Genomic DNA, 22,216 nt, shown 5'->3' with positions numbered 1-22,216 from the left:
TGTGGAAAATTGCATAAATATTCGCATCAATTGCGCATAAATGCACAATAAAATTAACAGAGGTAAATATGGATTGGCAGGATTTAAAAACCTTTCTTGAGTTTTCTAATAATTTAAATCTGTCAAAAACCGCTGTATCATTGGGGGTTGACCATTCAACCGTGGCACGGCGCATCAAAAATCTTGAACAAAGCCTTGGGGTTCAATTACTTGAACGCACCAATAAAACGGCACGCCTTACATCATCTGGAATCATAATTGCCGAATCTGGCAAAGCGATGTTTGATACCGAATTAAAAATTAAACGTGATATTGCACGCCTTGACCCCGATATGCAGGGCAAGGTTCGGATTAGTGCACCGCCATCATTTTCAAAAATAGTTTTACCCGCAATTATCACCGAAATTGTGCAAAGTTTTCCCGCACTTCAAATTGATATCAATGCCGCTTTGACCCATGCGGATTTAAATGCCATGGAGGCAGACCTTGCAATCAGGCTTTCTAAACCATCCGAACCAAATTTTGTCCCGGTAAAGGTTGGGGAGTTTGGCTTTAAACTTTATGGCACTTTTGATTATCTAAAACATACCGCAACCGACAATATACGATACATTGCCTATCCCGATGATTTTAATCATTACCCGCAACAAAAATGGATTTTGGATAAATTTGAAAAAGAAAAAATCGTGCTACAAAGTGAGGATATTTTTGTTCAGGCCGAGGCGGCAAAACTTGGTCTTGGGCTTGCGCTTTTGCCAGATTATGTTGCCAATGAATATCCCGACCTTATGAGCGTGCCGATGAAATATCATTATCCAAAGCGCGAAGTGTATTTAATCATTCACGAGGATATGCGCAGCACGCCCAAATATCGCGCTGTTTTTGATCTTTTAAAAAACCGCTTGAAAGAAACTAAATTTTAAGGCCGCAAAAACCCAAAACACTTATAAGATTTCCCGAAACAATGCGGGCCGGTGCACGCGCGGCAACAATTGGCTTTGCCATATAAGCAATGCCGAGACCAGCACGTTCAATCATCATCAAATCATTGGCGCCGTCACCAATCGCAATTGCGTCTTTTGCGTCAATTCCTTTGGTTTCGCAAAGATATTCAAGGCGGGCAAATTTCGCCTCTTTACCCAAAATCGGCATTTTAACCTCGCCTGAAAGGGCATTATTTTCATAGATAAATTCGTTTGAATTGTCTTCGTCAAAGCCGGCCCAATCGCGTACACGCTCGGTAAAAAATTTAAAGCCGCCGGAAACAAGTGCGCAATACGCCCCCGCCTCTTTTAAACCCGCAACCATTTCAACCGCACCTTCATTAAGTGCCACACGGTCATCAAAGCATTCTTGCAAGGCATCCATCGATAGCCCTTTTAACATCATGACACGCTCTTTTAATGCGGCTTCAAAGTTTAATTCACCCGCCATTGCACGTTCGGTGATTGCCGAAACCTGTTCCTTTTTCCCCGCAAAATCGGCAAGCTCGTCCAAGCATTCGCAAGATATAATGGTTGAATCCATATCGGCGATAAAAAGTTTTTTAGGACTTGGGGCAATAGTTGAATAATCAAGTCCTAAATCCGCAAGCTTTTCCAAAATTGTCGGCAAAATAGTGGGCGCAATATTATGCGTAACGGTCAAGATTTTTCCCGCAACCGAAACCTCTTCATCATGCCCATCATCCGCCGCCTTTATTAAAGCAATCGCATCATTAATTGCATCTTCGCCAATGTGGGAAATAATGGTTAGGGTTTGGGTGTTCATTTAGGTTTGCCTTTAAAAAAAATTCCGCCATCCACTAAAGGCATTGTCACAAGTTTTCAATCTATATATTTACTTTTGACATTTGTTTTCTGGCTTCTTTAAGCTGTAAAGCCACAAAAATATTTTTTATATCACATTTCCATTCTGGAATAATAAGCATTATTGCCATTGCTTCTAATTGTGAAATTATTCCAATAAAAAGTGTTACCCAAAATAAAGTATCAATTTTTCCATTTATAAAAATTGATGAAATCATCGCCCACAGGAATAATGTAAATATCTTTGAAAGAAGATGGTGGGGTGATGCCTCACGTTTGAATCTTATACGACTTATGGCACGTGTCACAAGCTCCATTCCACCAAGGACAGCCAACATTATCCAAGCCGTGTTTAAAATTGATGGGTATAGAATGAACAAGCCTATTGCCGTCATAAGCCAAAAGACAACATCAACACGACTATCCCAAACCCGAAGCCGATCGGTAGCGATATTATATTTTCGCGCGATTACCCCATCAAAAATATCGGATAAAACCCCAAGCGCCAACAAGGTAACACAAATAATTGATGCAAACTTAGCATGCAAATGACATGTGGCAAAAATGACAATCCCGCAAATAAACCTAAATATGATTAGTAATGTTGGAATTTGCCGCTTCATAAACAGGTTAGATACAATTACCCAAAAAATGAGAAGATTTTTTCAAAAATAATTCCGATTATAACCAATGCAATAATCATTATTTCAAAGTAATTGAATAAAACCATCGCTGCAATGCCCCACTCTAGAATTAAATGGCTTGAATTAACTTTTGAAAAGCTAATACAAGTATTTTACGCGTGCAATAATTATCTTTAAATCACGATGCCAAATATTTTTTAAGTGCTTTAATGCCTAATTCCATAAGCACAAATAAGCGAAAAAAATATAAAGACCAAGCAATATTGGTAAAACTAAAATAAACCAAAGAACATCAACCGTAGGCAACACCATCAAAGCCACCTCAAAAAACATATACATGCCTCTAAATGCTTAGCATAATTCAAATAACATCATGTTTTTAAATATTTTTTTAGGGATTTAATACCCAATTCCATCAATGTAAAAAGTTGAATAAGCATATATATAGCAACAATTATTGGTAAAGATAAAAAAATCACCAAAAAGCCAATTGTCGGTGCGGCCATAAAATCCCCCATAAATTGAATTAAAGCTAAATACATTTTTTGAATTAATCAACAAAAAAGGCCGCCTAATAGCAGCCTTTTCTATAAATAATTTGCCTAAAACAAAATTGTAAAATCACTTTACGGTTTTTAAGCTTATGCCTTTGTATATCATCCATAAACTAAGTGCCAATTCGGCAAAAAAGCTGATTTTTAATGCGGTGCCACCGATTAATGATTGAAAGCCAGGATAAACAAACCAACTGAAACTATTGGCAAAATATGATACCCCAAATAAAATTGCGGCAAATGCAATTATCTTATGGAAATATTCTGATTTAAACATCAAAACACCGATGATAACATTGTTAAACGCAAATAAAATCAAAGAGATATGATAGATTAAATTATGCGTCTTTAATGATAATAATGCCAAGGTTGCCAATTGACTTGTGTCAAAAGTCTGAAGATAGTTTTGTCCATTTGTTAAAAGCACTGGTAGGAAGTGAAAAACCGCCCCGATCGCCAAAATGGTTACGGCAACAATCCTTATTAATGCGGCCAATAATGAAACTTGTTTGTTTACTGGCTTTAGAAGGAAATAAATACAAACTGCGGCAATAATATCAAATGTTACCGTCATAATATCGGAAACCGCAGCCCAACGCCAAAGCGTCATATTTTCGGCAATATTTTTAACCGTAATTTCCGCATTTTGACCATCTGTCAAACCACCCCTAACAACGCCTTCGGAAAACACGCCGGTTATTATTACGCCCAAATAAGCCAGACCGCCGAATAATGATAAGTTTTTTATTGTGGAAACTTCGGATTTTTGCATCACACACCCCGCTTTTTTGTTGGTTATTTAACCTATATAGCAATACTTAGTGTAGTATATAACCAATACACCAAATATGTCAAACCAAAGTTTCTAACAAAAAAGGCCGCATAAGCGACCTTTTAAAATTATTGTATATTAGGATTAAGCACCCAGCCATTTTGTGAGGGATTTTTAGCCTAGTAGCAGGAAGCAAGTGAAGCAAATATTGGACATATTTGCGAGCGAAGCTGACGCACTAATAGGCAAAAAGACCCACAAATTTTAGTTTTTAGCTTTATCAACCAATTTGTTTTTACCAATCCAAGGCATCATTGCGCGAAGGCGACCGCCAACTTCTTCGATCTGATGCTCTGCATTTAGGCGACGGGTTGCTTTGAATGATGGCGCACCAGCGCGGTTTTCAAGCATCCAATCACGGGTAAAGCGACCGGTTTGAATGTCAGTAAGAACGCGTTTCATTTCCGCCTTAGTTTCAGGGGTAATGATACGTGGACCAGTTACATATTGACCGTATTCAGCAGTGTTAGAGATTGAATAATCCATGTTTGCGATACCGCCTTCATAGATTAGGTCAACGATAAGTTTAACTTCGTGAAGGCATTCGAAATACGCCATTTCTGGTGCATAGCCAGCTTCAACAAGAGTTTCAAAACCAGCGCGGATAAGCTCAACAAGGCCACCGCAAAGAACAACTTGTTCACCAAACAAGTCGGTTTCGCATTCTTCGCGGAAAGTAGTTTGGATGATGCCAGAACGACCACCACCAACGCCAGAAGCATAAGCAAGCGCAGTTTTTTCGGCATTGCCAGAAGCATTTTGATAAATCGCAAACAAGCAAGGAACGCCGCCACCTTTTAGGTATTCACCACGAACAGTGTGGCCAGGGCCTTTTGGTGCAACAAGTGCAACGTCAACGTCTTTTGGCGGTTGAATAAGTTCAAAGTGAACGCTGAAACCGTGTGCGAAAAGCAAAGTCTGACCAGCTTTTAAATATGGGCCGATTTCCGCTTTATACAAATCCGCCTGACCTTCATCAGGGGTAACAATCATAATGATATCAGCAGTTTTTGCCGCTTCGGTAACTGAAACAACTTTAAAGCCTTCGCCTTCTGCTTTTTTCGCAGTAGCAGAACCTTCGCGCAATGCAACGACAACATTCTTGCAACCAGAATCACGCAAATTAAGTGCGTGAGCATGCCCTTGAGAGCCATAACCAATAATTGCGATGGTTTTATCTTTGATAGAACCTAAATCCGCATCCTTATCATAATAAACTTGCATTCTTCTCTCCAGTTAGAATCTTTGGCCAATTATAATTTTGGCCAGTTTGAGCATTGGCGCAAAATAATATTGCTTATTTTTAAAATTATTGGGGTTCATTTGCGCTTTTTTTCCAAAAGGTCAAGCAAAAAGGGCAAAAAATATGCTAAATTAAGCAGGAAGTATTAATTCACCGTCCTTCCAAAGGCATCTTTTAGCTTTTTGGCTGACAAAGCGGGGTTTTCTTTTGCGCCCGTTGCCTGTGCGCTTGATGGTTTAGCCGGCAAAACCGGTGCTGGCATGTCTTTTCCGGCGGCAAGTTCGGAAACAATTTTCCATACGCCCTGCTCTTTGCGCCATACCGCAAGATAACGACCGCTAGAAAGTAATTGTGTGCCACGATATATTTTATATGCCCCCCAAGACGAGCCACCATTTGCCGATGCCATTGCTTTTTCTGGCACCCTGACAAGGGTAATGGCGGTTGGGAAGTCTTTAAAGCGTGCCTCGGCGGAACTTACACCTTCGGGCGTACCACCATCGGCGTCATACAAAACCCCGGCTTTTGATAAATGTTTTGCATATGCCGCCAAAGGTCCATAATCGCTAATATCAGAGGCAAGGTGCAAATCAACCGCAACCAATTCTTGGCTTTGATCTTCGGCGGTAACATTTGTAACGACCGTCTTTGTTGGCGCTTTAAAAACAGTCTGTGATGAGGGTTGATTTACTTCGGGCGCTTTGAAAGTTGGCGTAATATTGTTCTTGGTTGGTGTTTTGGTTGCCACAACTTTTGTCGGCACAACTTTTGTTACGGTTGGTTTTGTAACCGGCGCCTTAGCATTAGCAGGTTTTGTAGTTTGAGCAGGTGTTTTGACAACAGGTTTTGCCGGCCCCCAATCGGGCACTTGCGCCGCGACACTTGTACAAAATGTAATACTGGCACAAAATAACGGCGCAACCGCCATCAAAGCGATATTTTTAATGTGCAGTGTCTTTCTTGGGCGCATCTTTTTTACCAAACATCTTCTCCCCCGGTGGGGCAAAACCATCAATAGATATATTCTTTAGAACTGATGGAATTCGGTAATCGAAATCCGCCATCAACTCGCGTATTCTTTCGTCATCATAACGGGTTATGACGCATTTATTTAATTTAGGGGCAGCAATTTCAATAATTGCCTCAGCAGGAATTGCGATTTCCTTTGCTAACAATGTTGGTTTTGGCTTACCCCAGATTTTGGCATCTTCAAAGGAATTTACCAAGGAAGCCGCCTGTTCGTATTTTAAATCAGATTCTTCAAATTTTGCAGCATTTTTTTCAAAAACACCAACCTTAACATGTCCCGCAGTTTTGGTATTAGGCGTATTGAAAGTAATGCTGATTGATTTTTGGTCAATTGGACGCAAAACCAAGATGCGGTAAATTGCCTTGTCCTTGTCGCTTAAAAAAAGTGGCCCAGAAATTTCAAATGCTTTTAGGATCTCAGGCTTGGCATAAACACCTTCGGCAGGCGAAGTGCAAAGTTTCATACGTGGGTCGCCATCAACCCCCATAAACATATTTGCCTCTTTACCGTGAATTGGAACAAATTTTAGAACAGCGACAATCGCCACCAAAACAACCAAAATCGCGGTGAATATTTTCCACTTGAGATTCATATAAAACTACCTTTAGACTTTGCCTTTTCCACGACGGATGGTGGCAACCCCGGTTCTTGATACTTCTACCAGACCCAAAGGTTTCATCATAGATATAAAATCATCAAGTTTTTTTGAACTTCCTGTTAATTCAAACGTAAAATGTTCAAGACCTGCGTCCAAAACTTTGGCTTTGAACGCATCCGCAAGACGAAGTGATTCGACACGGTCATCGCCCTTGCCCGCCACTTTGATTAATGCCAGTTCGCGTGAAAGGGCATCACTATCGCCGTGGAAATCAATAACGCGCTTAACCGGAACAATGCGGTTTAACTGCGCCTTGATTTGCGCCAATGTTGCCGATGTACCAGAGGTAACAATGGTAATACGTGATGTATGCTTAGCGTGATCGGTCTCCGCCACAGTCAAGCTTTCGATATTGTAACCACGTGCAGAAAATAAACCGACCACACGCCCCAAAACCCCCGGCTCGTTCTTCACAATAACCGCCAAAGTGGTTCTGATAATTTCGGGTTTCTCTTCTGAGATAAAATATGCACTTGCTGGTTGGTTCATTGTTCTACCCTTAATATTTTATTTAAACGAGTTTTTTTCCTGCATCGGTGATAACGCTGCCGATATCGCCCAAATCATCCGGCATAAGCATATCATTATGTGCCTTGCCTGATGGAATCATCGGGAAACAGTTTTCAATTTTTGAAACGCGGCAATCCACAATTACTGGGCCGTCATAATCAATCATTTCCTTGATTTTGGCATCAAGCTCGGATGGTTTATCAATGCGCAAGCCCAAGCAGCCAAAAGCTTCAGCCATTTTAACAAAATCTGGCAATGAATGCGAATATGAATGTGAATAACGTTCACCATGCAATAATTGTTGCCATTGGCGAACCATACCCATCCATTCATTATTCATGATAAAGATTTTAACCGGTAAATTATATTGAATTGCGCATGAAATTTCCTGCATTGTCATCTGTACGGACGCATCACCCGCAATATCAATAACCAATGCATCAGGATGCGCCTTTTGCACGCCCACCGCAGCAGGCAAACCATAACCCATTGTCCCAAGGCCGCCAGATGTCATCCAACGGTTTGGCTCTTCGAAATGGTAATGTTGGGCCGCCCACATTTGGTGCAAGCCAACCTCGGTAGTGATGTAGGTTTCGCGGTCTTTGGTTAGTTCGTACAAACGCTCAATGGCGAATTGCGGGATAATAATGTCATCAGAGTTTTTGTAACCAAATGAATTACGCGCGCGCCAACCATTGATTTCATTCCACCATGGCTCAAGGTTTGGACGTTTACCTTTATGGTTTTTCCATTCCTCTACCAATGCTTTGGTGGCAATACCCGCATCGGCAACGATACCAATATCAACCTGAACATTTTTGTTGATTGACGATGGCTCAATATCAATGTGGATTTTCTTTGAATTCGGGCTAAAGGCATCAAGGCGACCTGTAACGCGGTCATCAAAACGCGCACCGATACAAAGCATAACATCACAATCATGCATAGTAAGGTTTGCCTCATAAGAGCCGTGCATCCCAAGCATTCCAAGCCAATTTTTGCCGCTTGCCGGATATGCGCCCAAGCCCATCAAGGTTGATGTGATTGGAAAATTGGTAATTTTTACAAATTCACGCAATGCTTCTGATGCTTCTTTACCGGCATTGATAATACCGCCACCGGTATAAATTACCGGCTTTTTTGCCTTGGCAAGTAAATCAATCGCCATTTTAATGGCAGGCATATAAGGTTCGGTAATTGGATCATATTCAAAGTCTTTGTAGGAATTCTTGCCTTTGAAAATAGTTTTCCCGAATTGAACATCTTTTGGAATATCAATAACCACCGGACCAGGACGACCAGTTGTGGCAATATGATATGCCTCGTGAATAATCCCTTCAAGGTCATCAACCGATTTAACAAGATAATTATGCTTTGCCGCCGAACGGGTAAGACCTGTTGTGTCCGCTTCTTGGAAAGCATCCGTACCAATTAGATGCGTTGGAACCTGACCACACAAAACCACCATTGGAATTGAATCCAAAAGCGCATCAACAATACCCGTAATCGCATTGGTAACACCAGGGCCAGAGGTAACAAGAACCGTGCCGCACTTTCCAGTCGAGCGGGCATAACCTTCCGCCATATGGCTCGCACCCTGTTCATGGCGCACAAGGACGTGGGTAATATAGTCTTGCTGATAGAGCGCATCATAAATCGGCAGCACTGCGCCGCCCGGATAACCAAAAATCGTGTCCACGCCCTGCTCACGCAATGCGTTTACAATAATTTCTGCACCTGAAATTTCTGTGCCAATCAATTTATCATTCGCCGATTTGTTCTTTGAACTAGACATAATTACCCCTGCCTGTTGCGTACATAATTAAAACTTTGTTGAAAAACATTGCCCTGAAACGAAAAATGGGGCTTTAAAAGCCCCAAATTTTCGCATACCCCTGAAAAATAATTCTCAGAAGCACACGTTCACGATCACGACAAGATTTGCATAAGTTTTCATATCTCAAGCAATATATTTGCGCGCCCTGCATGTCAAGTAGTTTATTGAGGCAAAATTCACCTCGAAAACAGTTTTTTTGTCGCATGGGTGCAAACTTTCGTCTCATTTGTGCAATTTTTGGAAAACTTGTTTTGCAATTTGGGGCAAGCTTGATTATAGAGACCCACAGTTCCCAACCGCAATGAATGGAGATTAATGTGGAACCTTCTAATGCTTTAAAAAGAATCAAACCTTCACCAACTATTGCCGTGTCTGCAAAAGCGCGTGCTTTAAAGGCAGAGGGTCGTGACGTTATTGGTCTTGGCGCCGGCGAACCCGATTTTGATACGCCACAAAATATCAAAGACGCCGCAATAAAGGCAATTAATGAAGGTAAAACCAAATATACGGATCCAGATGGCATTCCTGAGTTAAAGGCGGCTGTTTGCGCAAAATTCAAACGCGAAAATGGTCTTGATTATATCCCTGCACAAATTCACGTTTCAACAGGCGGCAAACCTGTTTTATATAATGCCTTGGCCGCAAGCATTAATGAGGGTGACGAAGTTATTATTCCTGCACCTTATTGGGTCTCTTATCCTGATATGGTTTTATTATGTAATGGCACGCCAGTTTGCGTTTCAACTAAAGAAGAAAATGGCTATCGCCTAACCGCAAGTGAATTAGAGGCTGCAATTACCCCTAAAACAAAATGGGTCATCATCAATAGCCCTTCTAACCCAACCGGTGCGGCATATTCAAAAGACGATTTGCGCGCTTTGGCAGATGTGCTTTTAAATCATCCGCAGGTAATGATTATGACCGACGATATGTATGAGCATTTGATGTATGACGGCTTTGAATTCTTTACTATCGCACAGGTTGAACCAAAACTTTATGACCGCACCCTTACCTGCAATGGTGTTTCTAAAGCCTATGCCATGACTGGCTGGCGCATTGGTTATGCGGGTGGCCCACAGTGGTTAATCAAAGCAATGGGAAATATGGCATCACAAACAACTTCTAACCCTTGCTCAATTTCGCAATGGGCAGCAGTTGAGGCATTAAACGGCCCGCAAGATTTCCTTGAAGAACGTAAAGCAGTTTTCAAAGCGCGTCGCGATTTGGTGGTTTCAATGTTGAACCAAGCAACTGGTCTTAATTGCCCAACACCAGAAGGCGCATTCTATGTTTACCCTTCTTGTGCTGCATTAATGGGCAAAAAAACCCAAAGCGGTAAAGTTTTGGAAAATGACGAAGATTTCGTAACGGCACTTCTTGAACAAGAAGGCGTTGCGGTTGTTCATGGTTCTGCATTCGGCCTTGGCCCTGCATTCCGTATTTCTTATGCAACCGATACTGAATCACTAACCAAGGCATGTGAGCGAATTCAACGTTTCTGTGCATCATTGACGTAAGAAAATTCTAGGTAAGTTCTTTTAAAAGGCCTTGGAATTTTCCAAGGCCTTTTTTGTTGTAGGTAAATATGGTTTTCGATTTTTCACATCTTTTCGGATATTCAATCGTGGCATTTGCCATGGCTTCAAGCCCTGGCCCAAACATGATGTATTTAATCTCGCGCTCAATCTCCCAAGGGGCAAAAGCGGGTTTTATCTCGATGATTGGGGTGCAAACCGCGTCAATAATTTTCATTTTCATGTCGGCTGTTGGGGTTTCGACATTAATAATGAATATTCCCTTTGCTTTTGATTTAATAAAATATGCGGGTGCTATTTATATTTTATATCTGGCATGGCAGGCAGTTCACCCCAATGCAAAGTCAATTTTTGAAGTTAAAGAGCTTCAGACCGATAGCCCCAAAACCCTTTATTTAATGGGATTTTTTACCAATATACTAAACCCCAAAGCAATGGTTTTGTTTGTTTCAATATTACCACAATTTATAAACACCAAAATCGGGCATTTATATTTTCAATTTTTCTGCCTTGGGTTAATTCAAATTTTCGCAAGCCTTTGTATGAATGGCATTGTGATTTTTAGTGCGGGTTCATTGGCACGCTTTTTCAAAGATAATCCCAAATGGATAAAAATACAAAAATGGGTTTTGGGTGCAATCTTGGCATTTGTTGCATTTAAAATTTTGACCGAACACGCAGGATAAAGGCAAAGAAATCGAGCTACAATAAATTGTGCGACAATATTTCGTTTAAAGCCCCTATTTTCCCACTCGTCAAAATTAAATTCTGTGTTAGTCTCTGCGAAATAATAACCTTTTATAATGGGTGGGAATTATGAAAAAGATTTTTATTGCGGGTTTTGTTGCCATTATCGCTGGCGTATCCTTTGCCAATGCACAGATAGCTCCACAAATTAATGCGCCGCGCGTCAATAATAACAATGCGGTAAAATCCAACATGGTGGTTGCACCGACTGACTATGAAGCTGAATATCGCAAACTTAAGGCGCGTTATGATGCCCTTACCCAAGAAAATGCCAATTTAAAAAATCAAATTACCCAATATACAAGCCTTGGTGGATCATTGGTTCATGCCTATTGCACTGATAACATAAGCCACACAACAGCAGGTGCACAGCAAGATTGCACGGACGCCGGCTATTCATGCCAACCAATTACCGGCCTTTGCAATACAAGATGCAACACACAAGATGATTGCGCGCCAAGCCATTTATGCGATGATGAAAAACACGTTTGTGTTTTAAACCATTAGCTAATTTCAAGGGAAATAATCGCCGCATTCTGGCAAAGTTTTTTGCGGGATATAGGTGTTTTGTTTCCCATCAAAATGAAATGTGGTTTTTACCGTGCAATCAGGGTCATTTTGCCAGACAAGATCCTTTTTGCGTAGCTTCTTCCCGCTATTATCGGCATCAAGGCTTGCGCCAACCGGAAAATTTGCGGCAGTTGAAGAATATTCAAAAACCGGCAAACCGTTTACGAATTTTTGGGTTGGCTTGAAAGTGGCATCAAACCTGTATTCATCATGACAGGCGAAATTTCGTGCATTATATTCCTCTTCGGAAAAACATGCGCGTATCATTTTATAGCCATAAGTTGGCAAATCGAGAACACTTTTTGCCCCCTCGCCCGCTTTGAAATGTTCTGAATAATAAAGGTTTAGGACATCACCACTTGCGCCACCACCTGAATACATATCTGATGAATGGGTAAGAGTGCCAAAAAGAGCGGATTTGATAAATTTAGTCTTGGCATCCATCACAAGATAAAGCTTGGGATAGATGTGAATTTCGGTGCCACCAAAACCCGCCTCTTCACTATCACCAACGGGGATTTCGATTTTTTCATTCTCTAATCCCGATTTGATGATATTTATATAAAGCGTGTTTTTACCGTCCTGATTAACCATCTCAAGGCAGAATTGCCCCTGTCGGCTACACATTTTTTCATTTTCTGCCGCTTTGTCTTTGGCAAGAATAATGGTTTCAACAATCAGATTATCTGGAGGTAATGCGGGCATATTATTTCAACGGCAATCTATTTTAGGGGTTCTAGTAATTTATCAAGCGCACCTGGCGCACCAGTTTTTTCAAAATGCGGGTATTTCATGCCCTCATGATAATCAATCTTTATGACGCTATATGTTTCGCCTGATTTGATGATTAATTCCAATGGGTTTTTGCTGTCTTTTGCCCCATTAATTTGCTCAATAGCGGCATCTTTCGACCATGGCTTCCCATTAATTGCAATAATTTTATCGGCATTAGTAAGCCCCTGTTTAAAGGCTAGTCCATCCCACATGACATTTACAATTTTACCGTCATTGGCAACAGCCATCCCAAGAGTGTAATTTAAATTAAGCGTCTTGGCGCTATTTTCGCCCTGTTTGATATAAAGATTTGGCTTGTCATTATAAACAAGTTTATAGCCACTTGCGGCAAAGCCCGCCAATGGCGCACCATCAGCATGACCGTAAAGACGCTCATTCAATAATTTGCCCCAATCATAAGGGGTAATATCATTAAGGGTTTTTACAACGTCTTCGAATTTATAGGTAACTTCGCCATAATCGCCATTTTTCAAACCAAAAAAGGCCTTGGCAAAATCATCAATGCCTTTTTTGCCCTTTGAAAGCTCACGGATTTTGGCATCAACTTCTATCCAAACCAAAAGCCCCTCATCATAATAATCCTCTGAACGCTGGTACGATACCCAACCCTTTGGCGCACGTGGCGTAATGATAGGGTCATTGGTGGTGTCAATAAGATCGCGCCATTCGCGCGCCTTGCGATTATCAAGATAAGCGGCAATTGCAGCATAGCTTTCAAGAGTTTCTTCTTTGCTATAAAGCCCAGAACGCGCACCCAAAACATAGCCCCAGAATTGGGTCTGCCCCTCATAAACCCACAAAAGTGAATCCTGCATTGGTGTGCGATAATCGGGTGTCCATAAATCGGCACCACGGCGGAACTTTCCATCCCATGAATGCGTATATTCATGCGGCAGAAGGTTTCTGTCATCAAGGGTTGAATCCCAATCGGTGAAATAACCGGTTCCGACACCATCCTCGGATGAACGGTGATGTTCAAGGCCAATGCCACCCAATTTATCAGACAGACTTAGGAGGAAATCATAATGATCATAATGCTCTGCACCAAAAGTTTTTACCGCCTGCTCGACCAATTTTTTATGTGGGACGATTTGTTCTGGTTTCGCCTCAAGATATTTTGGCTCATCGGCAAAAATATTTAGCGTTACCTTTGGACTTAGATCAATTTTCTTGAAATAGCGCCCAGCAAGCATTGGTGAATCCACAAATGTATCATAGGACACAGTTTCGTAAGTTATTGTATCGCCATTGGTTGATGTTGGGCGAAGCGCCGTTGCCGCCTTCCAATCCTTTGGTAATTTAACCGTCCAAGAAATTGGGATATTGCGCACATAATAACCAGCAGGATATAGCGATATACTGTTGGTCTGAAGGCTCATCATTTCTGGGGTCACTTCCATCCGCCCCTGATTTTCTTGGGTTGGTGAAAGATATTGGTATTCAAGTTTTAGTTCTTTAACACCTTCTGGCACGTCAATATGAAATGCAAAAACATCAATTGTGTCACGCACCCATTCAATTTTTTTGCCATCACCATAGATTTTAAGGCCAGCAAGTTTTTCAATTGCCCCACTTGCGGAATGATTTCCCGGAAGCCATTTGGGGTATAATAAAACCTGATGCCCTGATTTTTGCACAGGTATGGTTTGGTCAATATTGATAATGCCTTGCTTGGTATTGGTGGCATCGACATATAATTTCATAGTTCCATTAAACGGAACATCCATTGCCGCCGGTATGGTTTCCACAATAGGAAGCGCAGTTGGGGCCGAATTTTGCGCAAAAGCAGAAAATGGAATTAATGATACGAATGCAAGCAATAGTATTTTCTTTTTCATTGTAATTTCCAAAATTTTTTAAAAGGCAATTTATTTTAAAGGTTCAAGCAATTTATCAAGCGCACCCGGCCCACCAGTTTTTTCAAAATGCGGGTATTTAATGCCACCGTGATAGTCGATATTTATAACCTTGTATAAACCCGACGCCAAAACGATTAATTGCAATGGTTCTTTAGCGTCCTTGGCAGCCTTTATTTCATCAATTGCCGCCTCTTTTGACCACGCCTTGCCATTTATTGAAATGATTTTATCGCCAATTGCCAAAGTGTTTTTAAAGGCAAGACCGCCCCAAATTACGGAATTTACCGCGCCATCATTCGCAACCGACATACCAAGAGAGTAATTTAGGTTTAAGAATTTTCCACGACCTTCAACATCTTTGATATATTCATTTGGCTTGTCATTGAACACTAATTTATAACCGCTTGCGGCAAAGCCTGCTAATGGCGCACCATCGGCATGTTCAAACAAGCGGTCATTCAATAATTTGCCCCAATCATATGGAGCAACAGTATTAAGAGTGCTTACGACATCTTCAAATTTATAGGTATCCTCACCATAGTCACCATTTTTAATACCAAAAAAGGCCTTGGCAAAATCATCAATGCCTTTTTTACCTTTGGTAAGTTCACGGATTTTGCCATCAACCTCAATCCAGACCAACATTCCTTCGTTATAATAATCTTCGGAACGTTGATAAGATGTCCAACCCTTTGGCGCACGTGGTGTGATTATCGGGTCATTGGTGGTGTCAATAAGGTCACGCCATTCGCGCCCTGCCCGCCCGTCAAGATCGGCGGCAATTGATGCATAAGCATCAATGGTTTGCTCTTTGGTAAATAAACCCGAACGCGCACCCAAAACATAGCCCCAGAATTGGGTTTGCCCCTCATAAACCCACATTAATGAGTTTTGCATTGGGGTGCGGTAATCCGGTGTCCATAAATCGGCACCACGGCGGAACTTACCATCCCAAGAATGCGTATATTCATGCGGAAGAAGATTGCGCGAAGAAAGACTGGTTGCCCATTCGGTGAAATAACCACTTTCAACCCCATTTTCAGAAGAACGGTGATGTTCAAGGCCAATTCCGCCTAATTTATCGGAAAGGCTAAATAAGAAATCATAATGGTCGTAATGTTCAGCGCCAAAGGTCTTTACCGCCTGTTCGACCAGTTTTTTGTGAAGTTCCATCTGCTCTGGTTTATATTCAAGATATTTTGGGGCATCGGCAAAAATATTTAGCGTTACCTTTGGGCTTAGCTCTACCTTTTTGGAGTAACGACCAGCAAGAATTGGTGAATCTACAAACACATCATATGGCACGGTTTCATAAGTGATTGTGTCACCATTGGTTGATGTTGGCCTAAGTGCCGTTGCCGCCTTCCAATCTTTTGGTAATTTAACCGTCCAAGAAATTGGGATATTGCGCACATAATAACCCGCAGGATAAAGCGAAACACTATTCCCCTGAAGGCTCATCATATCGGGGGTTACTTCCATCCGTCCTTGATTGGGTGCAGTTGGCGACAAATATTGGAATTCAAGTTTCAACTCATTCACGCCATCCGGCACATTGATATGAAAGGCATAAACATCAACCGTGTCGCGCACCCATTCAATTTTTTTGCCATTGCCATAAATCTTTAGGCCGGCAAGTTTTTCCACCGCACCACGCGGCGCGTGTTTACCCGGTAGCCATTTTGGAAAAAGCAAAACTTGTTCACCAGTTTTTTGAACTGGAATCGTCTGTTCAACATTGAAAATCCCTTGGTCAATATTGGTAACATCAACGTTTAACTTCATCGTGCCTTTAAATGGAACATCCTGTGCATCTGGAATGGTATTGATAATTGGCGTTGCCATTGGCGCAGAATTTTGCGCCATTGCAGAAAATGGAATTAATGATGCAACAGATAGGGATAAAAGAATCTTTTTCATAATCTTCCTGATATGATGACAATTGATGATGTTATAACGATAATCTGTGTGAAATTCACTGTCTAGCCATTTTGTCGCCTTGAATTATAGGAATGGCAATAATAAAGAACAGTTTGCAATCAAGAGACTAAATAATGACCATAAAAAACCTATTCACCACAAAATTTTACCGTGCCCCAATTGGTGGCAAAGATGTTGAAGAATTACGCGACGACCTGCGCGATTGTTGCTATCTGCTTTCAGAAGAGGATGAGGCCGGCATAAAATGGTGTGAAGAGAATAATTATCGTGGTTATACTTCATATTCGTCATTAAACGACCTTGATATTCGTTTTACCCCGTTTGGTGAGCTTAAAAAGCGTATGGATAAACATGTCGCAAAGTTTGCCAAAGAATGCCATTTTGACCTTGCAGGGCGCAAACTTATCCTTGATGCATATTGGGTGAATATTTTGCCGCCTTTATCATTCCATTCAAGCCATATTCATCCGCATTCGGTGATTTCCGGCACTTTTTATCTGGATTTACCTGAAGGTGCATCGGCCTTAAAACTTGAAGATCCGCGCCTTAACATGATGATGGCGGCCCCAACCCGCACAAAAGATGCACCCGAAGAATTGCAGCCGCATGTTTTTGTTTTACCTGATGAAGGTGACATCATGCTTTGGGAAAGTTGGCTTCGTCACGAAGTTGTACAAAATCTGGCCGAAGTTGAACGGATTACGATTTCGTTTAACTATCGCTGGGGGTAACTGCTTCCCTTGAGGGAAGCTGTCTCCCAAAGGAGACTGAAGGGTGTGTCGACGTTTCATAACACATAAAAGTAAGTAATTATACCGCAGCCTTTGCCACCCTTCCGACAAAATGCTTTGCATTTTGCCACCTTCCCTCAAGGGAAGGAGCTAAAGACTTGCCGTCTTTTCTTTAAACTGGCAAAGCCCGATAATGCTGCACATATTGCATTTTGGTTTGCGGGCAACACAAACATAGCGACCATGAAGAATTAGCCAATGGTGCGCACCCAATTTATATTCATTGGGAACAATTTTTTCCAAGCCTGCCTCAACCTCATCAGGGGTTTTGCCTGCCGCAAGTCCCGTGCGGTTTGAAACACGAAAAATATGGGTATCAACGGCAATTGTTGGCTGGTGGAATGCCTCATTCAAAACCACATTGGCGGTTTTACGCCCCACACCTGGCAAGGTTACCAATTCATCACGGGTTTGCGGTACTTCGCCACCAAACTTATCAACCAAAATCTTGCACATTGCGATGCAGTTTTTTGCCTTTTGCCGCCAAAGACCAATGGTTTTTAAATATTCCCCCAAGCCGTCTTCACCAAGTGCAAGCATTTTTTGCGGCGTATCATATTTTTCAAATAATGGTTTGGTTGCCTTGTTCACACCAACATCGGTCGATTGTGCCGAAAATGCCACCGCACAAATAAGGGTGAATGGGTTGGTATAGACAAGTTCAGTTTTTGGATCTGGTCTATCGTGGGATAGTTGTTCAAAAATTTGCGTGATTTGTGCTTTTGTTAATTTGGCCATTTGTATGCCATACAACAAAATAAAAAAGTCGCCAAGCTACCACGGATGGTAATCTTGACGACTTCATTTAAGCAATAGGATTAGTTTTAATTATTGAAATAGTTTCAATAATGTTTGCGGTGATTGGTTTGCAATTGAAAGTGCTTGGGTACCAAGTTGTTGTTTAACTTGAATGGCCTGTAATTTAGCAGCATCCGCAGCAGTGTCAGAATCAACAAGGTTGCCAATACCGGTGGTGATTGAATCTTGTAGTTTTGAAACGAATGTAAGGTGGTTTTCAATACGTTTTGATGCGGCACCAATTTTCGCAATCTCACTATTGATAAAGTCAATAGACGCTACGATACGGTCATTTACCGCTGATGCATTGGCTTGGGTATCAATTGTATCGGTTGTGCCAACATAAACATCGGCAGCAGGTGATGCAGGGGCACCACCAGCACCAGTAGTTAAGCGAAGGTCAATTACCGGCATATTAATGGTTTGCGAACCATCGGTATTTGCAAGATAATCAATACCAGTAGCAGTATGACCGTCGATTAAATTTGTTCCGTCAAATGATGCGTTACCAATGATTGATGCCACTTGATCACGCAAGGCGACAAATTGTGTGTTATAGGTTGAACGTGAAGTTGCAGAAATTGATGGGTCAGATGCCGCAACCGCAGTTTCACGCATTTTGGTGAAAAGTTCAGAAATTTGATCGCCGGCAGCCAACGCAACATCCGCAGCAGAAGTTGCGCGGTTAAGGCTGGTGCTAACTGCATCATAAGCAGAGTTTTCGGCACGTTGTTGTTGGGCAATATTAAAAATCGCCGCATTATCTTTTGCATTCGCAACTTTCAAACCAGTTGAAACGCGGTTTTGAACTTCTTGCAAATCGGTATTTGTTTTATTCAAACTCTGCAATGCGACCATCGCGCTTACATTTGTTAAAATACTAGCCATTATATTCTCCTATTGCTTATAATATTGGCATTAAAATAGTGACAAGATTGAATCTGATGATTGGTTAGCAATCGCGGATGACTGCACACTCAATTGTTGTTGAACATCAAGTGCTTTAAGACGTGCCGCATCGACGTCCGGCAAAACATTGCCGCCGTCTTTAATATCCAAAATTGCTTCTTGTAATTTATTCATCATGGCAATGTGATTTTCAATTTTTTGAGAATCTACTTTTACTGCCGGACCATTTGTAAGGCTTTCGGGGGCAAAATTATTTTTGTTTACTGTGCTGCCATCTTTGAACGAAGTCTTGTTAAGCGCGGCAAAAATATTGGTTAATTCGTTTGCTGCATTGCCTGATAAAGACGATAATTCAATTCCCATTGTCATAACCTCGGTTTGTGTGACTTTTTCACATAATAATTTATGTGTTTAACAAACTGCAAGTGTCATGCCAAAAAATTAACCAATTAATTCATTGTTTTTATTTATGTTTTTTGGTTAATGAAAATTTAAAAATAAAAATATTATGGTAAATTTTTCCTTACCCTCAAAAATTAAGGAAAAAATTGCCCAGTTTAGGCCGCTAAATCTTGTGCCTAAACTAGGCTATCCATTACGATACCACGTGTATCAACATCAGAAATTGATGACGCATTATCCAAAAAAGTTGCTTCTGGCCAAATGCGAACTACTTCACCTGTTGCTTTATTAACGGTCTTATATATGAAGCCGGCACTATTCGGATCTTTTTCAATCACCAAAGATTCATTTTTACCGACCATTTTGTCTGACAATTCTTGTAGCTTTTTTTCTTGTTCAGAAGAAACATTGGCCACAGGCTTATTGTCATTTACACTTCTTGTTTCCAAAGCAGGTTTTGCTTCATCAATTTGTGACTTAGTTTGAGTATTATTAGTGTTATTCCCTAGTGTCAGATTTGCGCTCTGAACAGGCAATGCACTTTCGATGCTTCCTATTTTCATTTGCAAAACATTTTATTTTTATAAAATGCCTCCTGAGTACTTAGTTGAAACCATTTCTAAAAGACAAAAAGGCGCGGTCTAAGCCTGTTACAGCCCCTACCGCGCCTATTAAGTAATATAAACTTACTTTATATTTTTGTTTCCGATAAATTACCTTAACGGAATAGTGACAGCGCGATTTGAGAAGAGCTGTTTGCAATTGACAACGCTTGTGCACCAAGCTGTTGTTTAGTTTGCAATGCAGTCAATTTTGCACTTTCTTTAGAAAGGTCTGCGTCAGTCATTGCACCGATACCAGAGTTCAGAGCGTCCTGAAGTTTTGATACGAATGCAGCGTGTGACTGAAGACGCTCAGCGCCAGCACCCCAAGTTGCAAGCTGAGTTGACAATGCATCGATAGAAGCATTTACGTTGGTCAATGCAGTTGCAGCATGTGCAGCAGTGTCAAGAGTTTCAGTAGCAGTTACAGTTACAACTGTACCACCCAATGAAAGGTTCGCACCAGCTACTGTAATGCTGTTACCACCAGCTGCGTCACCGATTGCAACCGCAGAAGATGGGGTTGCGCCAACCATATTTTGGCCGTCGAATGATGCGTTACCGATGATTGAAGTAACCTGATCGCGATATTGTTTGAAAGATGCGTCATAAGAAGCTTGTGCAGAAGCAGACAAACCAGTTTGAGTTGCAGCCAATGCAACTTCTTTCATTTTGCTCAAAAGGTCAGAGATTGACTCACCGGCAGAAGTAGCGGTGTCAAGAAGAGCTTGAGCACGTTCGTTTGACGAAGTAACAGCGTCATAAGCTTTAACGTCTGAGCCCATTTTGTTGGCAACCGCCCAAACAGCACCGTTATCTTTTGCTGAAGCAACTTTTTTACCAGTTGCAACGCGGTTTTGAGTAACGTCTAGGTCTTTTTGAGTTTGTGCCAAATTTTGAAGTGCAACCATTGCACCACGGTTAGTATTTACACTGATCATATTCTTGATCCTTCTTCTTTCTGTTGATGTGCGGTCATTTTCTAATGCCGCAGGTCTTTCTTGACCCGCATAATTAATTGCAACGCCCGTGCCAGAAAATCAGAAGCTAAGTCATTATGTTTTTTAAGTTTTTTCTTGGTTGACAAAATATTAACGGAATTTTTAACCTAGGCAAAAATTGCCCTTACTAGGCATTTTTTGCCGACTTCGTGCATTTTTTGCCTAGTACGTACGTTTATTTCTAACCAACCAATGCCAAAGAATTAAAATTCAGCCCATTGTGCGGCTAAAAAAGAAATAGCCCGAACCAAGGTTCGGGCTTTATTAGGGTTGGGGGGGTAATAATTATTATTGGAACAATTTAAGCGCAATTTGGCTCGAAGAATTGGCAATTGACAATGCTTGAGTACCCAATTGCTGCTTGGTTTGAAGAGCGGTCAGTTTAGCACTTTCTTTTGCCAAATCTGCATCGACCATTGCGCCGATACCAGAATTTAGCGCATCTTGTAATTTACCAACAAACGCAGCATGGCTTTGCAAGCGTTCTGAGCCTGCGCCCCATGTTGCCAATTGAGTTGACAAATTATCAATCGATGCATTTACAAGTCCCAATGCAGTTGCCGCGTTAGCCGCAGTTGAAAGTGTTGTTGTTGCAGCAACTGTAACAATACTTCCACCCAAGCTTAAATCAGCACCAGCAACAGTAATGTTGTTTGCCGGTGTACCTGTTGCGTCACCAATCGACACAGCATCATCAGGGGTACCACCAACCATATTTTGACCATCGAAATTGGCGTTTCCAATAATAGAAGTAATCTGATCACGATATTCCGCGAAACTAGCGGCATATGAGGATTGCGCAGATGCAGATAGACCAGTTTGGCTCGCTGCAAGTGCAACTTCTTTCATTTTTACCAATAGGTCATTGATTGATTCACCTGCTGAAATGCCGGTATCAAGAAGTGCCTGTGCGCGTTCGTTTGAAGATACGACAGCATCATAAGCACTTACATCAGAACCCATTTTATTTGCTACTGCCCATACTGCTCCATTATCCTTTGCACTAGATACCTTTTTGCCGGTTGAAACCCGATTTTGTGTTACATCGAGATCTTTTTGAGTTGCGGCAAGAGATTGTAGTGCAACCATTGCACCTCTGTTTGTATTTACGCTGATCATATTCTTGATCCTTTCCTGTTTCATAGAAGGA

The 22,216-nt window shown here is 41.4% G+C and carries 23 protein-coding genes; 5 read left to right on the top strand and 18 right to left on the bottom strand.

Annotation, left to right across the window (positions count from 1 at the left end; translation table 11 throughout):
* The first annotated feature begins 68 nt into the window (after window positions 1-68).
* On the top strand, window positions 69-923 hold the full coding sequence (locus KXV15_RS09740) for a LysR family transcriptional regulator (RefSeq protein WP_240007994.1): 855 nt from the start codon (window positions 69-71) through the stop codon (window positions 921-923).
* On the opposite strand, the gene serB is transcribed toward KXV15_RS09740, so the two are convergent.
* The 8 genes from serB to KXV15_RS09700 all read right to left on the bottom strand — a co-directional run bounded on the left by serB (window position 913) and on the right by KXV15_RS09700 (window position 9,074).
* Window positions 913-1,770 (bottom strand): phosphoserine phosphatase SerB, encoded by an 858-nt coding sequence (serB, locus tag KXV15_RS09735; RefSeq protein WP_240007993.1) that lies wholly within the window; start codon window positions 1,768-1,770, stop codon window positions 913-915. The genes KXV15_RS09740 and serB overlap by 11 nt on opposite strands.
* A 61-nt stretch (window positions 1,771-1,831) precedes the next feature.
* Complete coding sequence (locus KXV15_RS09730; RefSeq protein ID WP_240007992.1) at window positions 1,832-2,431, bottom strand: CDP-alcohol phosphatidyltransferase family protein; 600 nt, start codon at window positions 2,429-2,431, stop codon at window positions 1,832-1,834.
* A 642-nt stretch (window positions 2,432-3,073) separates the two neighbouring features.
* Window positions 3,074-3,778 (bottom strand): DUF4386 domain-containing protein, encoded by a 705-nt coding sequence (locus tag KXV15_RS09725; protein WP_240007991.1) that lies wholly within the window; start codon window positions 3,776-3,778, stop codon window positions 3,074-3,076.
* Window positions 3,779-4,042: 264 nt separating this feature from the next.
* Window positions 4,043-5,062 (bottom strand): ketol-acid reductoisomerase, encoded by a 1,020-nt coding sequence (gene ilvC, locus KXV15_RS09720; protein WP_240007990.1) that lies wholly within the window; start codon window positions 5,060-5,062, stop codon window positions 4,043-4,045.
* Window positions 5,063-5,226: 164 nt separating this feature from the next.
* On the bottom strand, window positions 5,227-6,063 hold the full coding sequence (locus KXV15_RS09715; RefSeq protein ID WP_240007989.1) for a nuclear transport factor 2 family protein: 837 nt from the start codon (window positions 6,061-6,063) through the stop codon (window positions 5,227-5,229).
* Complete coding sequence (locus tag KXV15_RS09710) at window positions 6,023-6,703, bottom strand: hypothetical protein (protein ID WP_240007988.1); 681 nt, start codon at window positions 6,701-6,703, stop codon at window positions 6,023-6,025. The genes KXV15_RS09715 and KXV15_RS09710 overlap by 41 nt, the downstream gene beginning before the upstream one ends.
* Window positions 6,704-6,715: 12 nt before the next feature.
* Window positions 6,716-7,258 (bottom strand): acetolactate synthase small subunit, encoded by a 543-nt coding sequence (ilvN, locus tag KXV15_RS09705; RefSeq protein WP_240007987.1) that lies wholly within the window; start codon window positions 7,256-7,258, stop codon window positions 6,716-6,718.
* Window positions 7,259-7,280: 22 nt separating this feature from the next.
* The gene (locus KXV15_RS09700) at window positions 7,281-9,074 is read right to left on the bottom strand and encodes an acetolactate synthase 3 large subunit (RefSeq protein WP_240007986.1); all 1,794 of its coding nucleotides are present in this window, start codon (window positions 9,072-9,074) and stop codon (window positions 7,281-7,283) included.
* Between the two features lie 359 nt (window positions 9,075-9,433).
* Here KXV15_RS09700 and KXV15_RS09695 point away from each other — a divergent pair, with 359 nt between their 5' ends.
* Window positions 9,434-10,633 carry a pyridoxal phosphate-dependent aminotransferase gene (locus KXV15_RS09695; RefSeq protein WP_420830579.1) on the top strand — a complete coding sequence of 400 codons (1,200 nt, stop codon included), beginning with the start codon at window positions 9,434-9,436 and terminating at the stop codon, window positions 10,631-10,633.
* 7 nt (window positions 10,634-10,640) lie between these two features.
* Here KXV15_RS09695 and KXV15_RS09690 read toward each other — a convergent pair whose 3' ends face one another.
* Complete coding sequence (locus KXV15_RS09690; protein ID WP_240008330.1) at window positions 10,641-10,874, bottom strand: hypothetical protein; 234 nt, start codon at window positions 10,872-10,874, stop codon at window positions 10,641-10,643.
* Here KXV15_RS09690 and KXV15_RS09685 point away from each other — a divergent pair.
* Both KXV15_RS09685 and KXV15_RS09680 read left to right on the top strand, forming a co-directional pair.
* Entirely contained in the window at window positions 10,777-11,337 is a 561-nt protein-coding gene (locus KXV15_RS09685) for a LysE family translocator (RefSeq protein ID WP_338050444.1), read from the top strand. The genes KXV15_RS09690 and KXV15_RS09685 overlap by 98 nt on opposite strands.
* Before the next feature lie 130 nt (window positions 11,338-11,467).
* Window positions 11,468-11,905: a coiled-coil domain-containing protein gene (locus tag KXV15_RS09680; RefSeq protein WP_240007985.1), complete on the top strand. Its 438-nt coding sequence runs from the start codon at window positions 11,468-11,470 to the stop codon at window positions 11,903-11,905.
* Window positions 11,906-11,911: 6 nt separating this feature from the next.
* Here KXV15_RS09680 and KXV15_RS09675 read toward each other — a convergent pair whose 3' ends face one another.
* Genes KXV15_RS09675 through KXV15_RS09665 form a run of 3 tightly spaced genes read right to left on the bottom strand, consistent with a single transcriptional unit; the run spans window position 11,912 to window position 16,542 of the window.
* A complete protein-coding gene (locus KXV15_RS09675) occupies window positions 11,912-12,673 on the bottom strand; it encodes a hypothetical protein (protein ID WP_240007984.1) in 762 nt (253 codons plus the stop codon).
* A gap of 17 nt (window positions 12,674-12,690) precedes the next feature.
* Window positions 12,691-14,601, bottom strand: a complete 1,911-nt coding sequence (locus KXV15_RS09670) for a M61 family metallopeptidase (RefSeq protein WP_240007983.1) — start codon at window positions 14,599-14,601, stop codon at window positions 12,691-12,693.
* Window positions 14,602-14,631: 30 nt separating this feature from the next.
* Complete coding sequence (locus KXV15_RS09665; protein WP_240007982.1) at window positions 14,632-16,542, bottom strand: M61 family metallopeptidase; 1,911 nt, start codon at window positions 16,540-16,542, stop codon at window positions 14,632-14,634.
* A 134-nt stretch (window positions 16,543-16,676) separates the two neighbouring features.
* Here KXV15_RS09665 and KXV15_RS09660 point away from each other — a divergent pair, with 134 nt between their 5' ends.
* Window positions 16,677-17,294, top strand: a complete 618-nt coding sequence (locus tag KXV15_RS09660; protein ID WP_240007981.1) for a TIGR02466 family protein — start codon at window positions 16,677-16,679, stop codon at window positions 17,292-17,294.
* Between the two features lie 150 nt (window positions 17,295-17,444).
* On the opposite strand, the gene nth is transcribed toward KXV15_RS09660, so the two are convergent.
* The 6 genes from nth to KXV15_RS09630 form a co-directional block, all read right to left on the bottom strand.
* Window positions 17,445-18,092 (bottom strand): endonuclease III, encoded by a 648-nt coding sequence (gene nth / locus KXV15_RS09655; RefSeq protein ID WP_240007980.1) that lies wholly within the window; start codon window positions 18,090-18,092, stop codon window positions 17,445-17,447.
* A gap of 90 nt (window positions 18,093-18,182) precedes the next feature.
* Entirely contained in the window at window positions 18,183-19,040 is an 858-nt protein-coding gene (locus KXV15_RS09650; RefSeq protein WP_275671602.1) for a flagellin, read from the bottom strand.
* A gap of 30 nt (window positions 19,041-19,070) precedes the next feature.
* The gene (locus KXV15_RS09645) at window positions 19,071-19,430 is read right to left on the bottom strand and encodes a hypothetical protein (protein WP_240007979.1); all 360 of its coding nucleotides are present in this window, start codon (window positions 19,428-19,430) and stop codon (window positions 19,071-19,073) included.
* A gap of 209 nt (window positions 19,431-19,639) precedes the next feature.
* Window positions 19,640-20,026: a flagellar protein FlaG gene (locus tag KXV15_RS09640; RefSeq protein WP_240007978.1), complete on the bottom strand. Its 387-nt coding sequence runs from the start codon at window positions 20,024-20,026 to the stop codon at window positions 19,640-19,642.
* A gap of 155 nt (window positions 20,027-20,181) precedes the next feature.
* Window positions 20,182-21,006: a flagellin gene (locus KXV15_RS09635; RefSeq protein WP_240007977.1), complete on the bottom strand. Its 825-nt coding sequence runs from the start codon at window positions 21,004-21,006 to the stop codon at window positions 20,182-20,184.
* 348 nt (window positions 21,007-21,354) lie between these two features.
* Entirely contained in the window at window positions 21,355-22,185 is an 831-nt protein-coding gene (locus KXV15_RS09630; protein ID WP_275671601.1) for a flagellin, read from the bottom strand.
* Between the last annotated feature and the right edge of the window lie 31 nt (window positions 22,186-22,216).

Source organism: Pseudaquidulcibacter saccharophilus (assembly GCF_019455445.1).
GTDB lineage: Bacteria > Pseudomonadota > Alphaproteobacteria > Caulobacterales > Aquidulcibacteraceae > Pseudaquidulcibacter > Pseudaquidulcibacter saccharophilus.
Note: the sequence above shows the minus strand (reverse complement) of the source record. Positions and strands in the feature narration are given on the sequence as shown.

Excerpts from the sequence above, each read along its gene's own strand:
- KXV15_RS09740 (WP_240007994.1), top strand. The coding sequence starts at position 69 with ATGGATTGGCAGGATTTAAAAACCTTTCTTGAGTTTTCTAATAATTTA.
- serB (WP_240007993.1), bottom strand. The coding sequence starts at position 1,770 with ATGAACACCCAAACCCTAACCATTATTTCCCACATTGGCGAAGATGCA.
- KXV15_RS09730 (WP_240007992.1), bottom strand. The coding sequence starts at position 2,431 with ATGAAGCGGCAAATTCCAACATTACTAATCATATTTAGGTTTATTTGC.
- KXV15_RS09725 (WP_240007991.1), bottom strand. The coding sequence starts at position 3,778 with ATGCAAAAATCCGAAGTTTCCACAATAAAAAACTTATCATTATTCGGC.
- ilvC (WP_240007990.1), bottom strand. The coding sequence starts at position 5,062 with ATGCAAGTTTATTATGATAAGGATGCGGATTTAGGTTCTATCAAAGAT.
- KXV15_RS09710 (WP_240007988.1), bottom strand. The coding sequence starts at position 6,703 with ATGAATCTCAAGTGGAAAATATTCACCGCGATTTTGGTTGTTTTGGTG.
- ilvN (WP_240007987.1), bottom strand. The coding sequence starts at position 7,258 with ATGAACCAACCAGCAAGTGCATATTTTATCTCAGAAGAGAAACCCGAA.
- KXV15_RS09700 (WP_240007986.1), bottom strand. The coding sequence starts at position 9,074 with ATGTCTAGTTCAAAGAACAAATCGGCGAATGATAAATTGATTGGCACA.
- KXV15_RS09685 (WP_338050444.1), top strand. The coding sequence starts at position 10,777 with ATGATGTATTTAATCTCGCGCTCAATCTCCCAAGGGGCAAAAGCGGGT.
- KXV15_RS09690 (WP_240008330.1), bottom strand. The coding sequence starts at position 10,874 with ATGAAAATGAAAATTATTGACGCGGTTTGCACCCCAATCATCGAGATA.
- KXV15_RS09680 (WP_240007985.1), top strand. The coding sequence starts at position 11,468 with ATGAAAAAGATTTTTATTGCGGGTTTTGTTGCCATTATCGCTGGCGTA.
- KXV15_RS09675 (WP_240007984.1), bottom strand. The coding sequence starts at position 12,673 with ATGCCCGCATTACCTCCAGATAATCTGATTGTTGAAACCATTATTCTT.
- KXV15_RS09670 (WP_240007983.1), bottom strand. The coding sequence starts at position 14,601 with ATGAAAAAGAAAATACTATTGCTTGCATTCGTATCATTAATTCCATTT.
- KXV15_RS09665 (WP_240007982.1), bottom strand. The coding sequence starts at position 16,542 with ATGAAAAAGATTCTTTTATCCCTATCTGTTGCATCATTAATTCCATTT.
- KXV15_RS09660 (WP_240007981.1), top strand. The coding sequence starts at position 16,677 with ATGACCATAAAAAACCTATTCACCACAAAATTTTACCGTGCCCCAATT.
- nth (WP_240007980.1), bottom strand. The coding sequence starts at position 18,092 with ATGGCCAAATTAACAAAAGCACAAATCACGCAAATTTTTGAACAACTA.
- KXV15_RS09650 (WP_275671602.1), bottom strand. The coding sequence starts at position 19,040 with ATGGCTAGTATTTTAACAAATGTAAGCGCGATGGTCGCATTGCAGAGT.
- KXV15_RS09645 (WP_240007979.1), bottom strand. The coding sequence starts at position 19,430 with ATGACAATGGGAATTGAATTATCGTCTTTATCAGGCAATGCAGCAAAC.
- KXV15_RS09640 (WP_240007978.1), bottom strand. The coding sequence starts at position 20,026 with ATGAAAATAGGAAGCATCGAAAGTGCATTGCCTGTTCAGAGCGCAAAT.
- KXV15_RS09635 (WP_240007977.1), bottom strand. The coding sequence starts at position 21,006 with ATGATCAGTGTAAATACTAACCGTGGTGCAATGGTTGCACTTCAAAAT.
- KXV15_RS09630 (WP_275671601.1), bottom strand. The coding sequence starts at position 22,185 with ATGATCAGCGTAAATACAAACAGAGGTGCAATGGTTGCACTACAATCT.